2 protein-coding genes are annotated in these 2,802 nt (G+C 69.8%); both read right to left on the bottom strand.

Going from position 1 to position 2,802, the window contains the following annotated elements; genetic code table 11:
* Positions 1-682 (bottom strand): molecular chaperone TorD family protein (locus FVW27_RS12435; RefSeq protein WP_167125579.1); only part of this gene is annotated, 682 nt, incomplete at its 3' end.
* 272 nt (positions 683-954) lie between these two features.
* Positions 955-2,448, bottom strand: coding sequence for a LuxR C-terminal-related transcriptional regulator (locus tag FVW27_RS12430; RefSeq protein ID WP_208294765.1), 1,494 nt, complete (start codon positions 2,446-2,448; stop codon positions 955-957).
* Positions 2,449-2,802 lie beyond the last annotated feature (354 nt).

The raw sequence follows: 2,802 nt of genomic DNA, 5'->3' as shown, positions 1-2,802 counted from the left end.
CCAGGGCGCGCTGCACGAAGCGGGGCACCCACGCCCCCATGTGTTCCGCCACCAGCCAGCACCAGGCCTCGTCCACGGCCAGGCCGCGCTCCCTGCGTGTGTCGGTGGTGGGGAGGGGGGGCGCGTCGCGCAGGGCCAGCAGGGCCAGGGCGGCGTCCAGTTCGAAGCTCAGATGGTCGTCGGGCGTGGCGCCTTCGTCGGGTACGGCATACCCAAGGGCGTGGTACAGGTCGCGCACGTCCATGGTGGATTCGCCCATCAGGCGGGGTTCGGCTTCCAGCCAGGCCGATGCATAGGGCGGGGCGGGCACGGCCATGGGCCCCACGAACAGCCGGTTGAAGGCGTACTCGGCGTCGCGCCACTGGTCGTCATGCGCATGACTGGCGGCAGCCTGCCGGGCCGGGCCATGCTGGTCGCCTTTGCCGTGTTGGGCGGACGCATTTGGGGGAAGGGGCGCGGGGGTGCCGTATCTGGCGATGCAGTCGTCCAGCGCCAGAGAGGCCGCGCGCAGGTCGTCCGCGCCACGCGCGGCGAACAGATCGCGCAGGCCGCGCAGCAGGCAGGACTGGCGCGCGTTGCCGGGGGGTAGGGAGCCGGTCGCGGTATGGGCCGCCAGCGCATCCGGTGCACCGTTCAGTGCACCGTTTGGGGGCGCGCCGGGTATGGCGGGGGTATGCTCCATCGTGTCTCCTCGGGCCGTTCGTACCGCCACGCGGGCACGCGGACGGTGGCCTGTTTTTGGATGTATGCAGGCTAGTCCGGGGGGACGGTTGTCACAAGGCTACGAAATGGGGTGATAATGGGTAGTGCTGCCTACCCGATGCGGAGTGGAAGCGTCCGGATGGAGATGTGGCGGGGGTGGGCATGAAGCCCCGAGAGGCGGCGGAGGAGGGCGAAGTTCGGTACGCGGGGCGCCACGCCTTCCGGGGAATGGTTCCGGGGGCTGGCCCGGAACTATTCCCCGGAAGGCGTGGTGCGCGGACCGGGGGCGCTGCGCAGGAAGGCGCACAGGCTGGCGTCCTTGCCGTGCAGGCCCAGCTTGCGGCGGATGTTCTTGCGGTGGGTCTGCACCGTTTCCACGGACAGGTTGAGGGCGCTGGCGATATCCTTGGTGGGGCTGCCCGCCTGGATGAACTGGCAGATGCGCATTTCCGCCGGGCTCAGGCGCAGCAGCAGCGGGTCCGGCCCGGCATCCCCCGGGGCCAGGCGCAGCAACTGGTCGCGGATCACGGTCAGGTAGCCGCGCCGCACCTCCGGCTCCATGTCCGCTTCCAGGTGGTCCAGCGCGGGCAGCAGCATGGCGTGCACCTTGCGCGCCACCTCGCGGTTGATCTCGGCGCGTTCGCCGTCGATGTTGCGCAGCACGGTGCGCAGGGTGATGTTCATTTCCTCCAGGTGGGCCTTTTCCTCGCGCAGGGCCTCGGTGCGTTCGGCCACCACCCGTTCCAGCGCCTCGCGCTGGTGCACGTGGCTGGTCACGTCGGTGAGCATGACCAGGTACCCGTCGCTGGCCAGGCTGACGGCGTTGAGGGGGGAAATGCGCATGCGGAAGACCTGCGCGGCGTGGGGCGGTCCCACTTCGGGGTGGCTGGGTGCGGCGGAATGCGCCATTTCCGGCGCGGCGGCGGGAGTGATTTCGCACGAGACGCCCAGGGGATAGAAGCGCAGCAGGTCCTCCATGCTTTCGCCTTCCAGTCCCAGCGCCGCCCAGATGGGCAGCCCGGGCACCGCGCGCCCGGCCAGGTGCCGGTGTGCGGTGCGGTTGACGCTGGTGATGATGCCCGCGGCGTCGATGGCCAGCACCATGTCCGAGGTGGAATCGAGAAAGTTTTCCACCTTGCATTTTTCCAGCGTGAGCAGGCGGTTGGCCTCGTCCAGTTGGACTGTGTCCACTTTTGCCCGGCGGGATTCCCAGTGGCGGGTGAACAGCACCGAAAAGGCGTCGCCGTACAGGCGCACTATCTGCGCGGCGGCATCACGGGCGCGGCGGGGCGCGGGCATGGCCTCCACCACGTCCAGCACCGCGTGCACGAGGGTGTGGAAGCAGCCCAGGAACATGGCTTCGGTGACGCCGCGCATGCGGTGGCGCCGGGCCGATGCCAGCAATTCATGGCCCCAGCCCTGCGGAGCGGTGGTGCTTGCGCCGTCTTCGATCTCGCGCACCAGGTCGCCGAAGGTGGGGGCAAGCCCGGCGTGCAGGGCGGCGTGCAGGGGGTGCAGGAACCCCAGCAGCGAATCTATGCAGTCCTGCCGCTTGGCCGTGGTGTGGCGCAGGTAGCCCGCCTCGCGCATGCGCTCGGACCAGCGGGTCAGAAAGAGTTCCATCTGGCCTTCGATGTCCAGCAGCACGGGCCGTGCCGCCGTGATAAGTGCCTTGCCGGCGATGTCGGCGTCGGTTCCGGGCGTGGCCGGGGGGGCGGCGGGGGTACGGGTGCGGCGGGTGGCCATGGAAACTCCGGAAGATGTGCGTCCGGTTATGAAATCATTGGGCACGATTGGGGAATGGCCGGGACATGCCGGGGTGGCGGACTGGCGCGGGAGAGGCGGACGCGGACGTCAGGGGCATACCCGATGGGTACCCGGTGCGTTGCGCCCCCGCGCGGGTATGCTATTCTTTACCCAAGTCACGCGTGGACACAAGGGCGTGTCTGGCGGAACGCGAGGGGGGCCATGGCGGTGAAATGCAGGGAACATGTTGCAGGCGGGCGGTTGGCCGGGAACGCGCCGGGATGTCCGCCCGTCGGGCCGTTCCGGCGGCTCCCGATCACCGGGCCGGTCGCGCGCCGTGGCGGCGGGCAATTG

It is taken from the genome of Nitratidesulfovibrio liaohensis, assembly GCF_011682075.1.
Classification (GTDB): domain Bacteria; phylum Desulfobacterota; class Desulfovibrionia; order Desulfovibrionales; family Desulfovibrionaceae; genus Cupidesulfovibrio; species Cupidesulfovibrio liaohensis.
The sequence above is the reverse complement of the archived record's forward strand: the minus strand, read 5'-3'. Positions and strand labels throughout refer to the sequence as shown.

Bases quoted from the DNA above. Each gene is read 5' to 3' on its own strand.
- FVW27_RS12430 (WP_208294765.1), bottom strand. From the start codon at position 2,448: ATGGCCACCCGCCGCACCCGTACCCCCGCCGCCCCCCCGGCCACGCCC.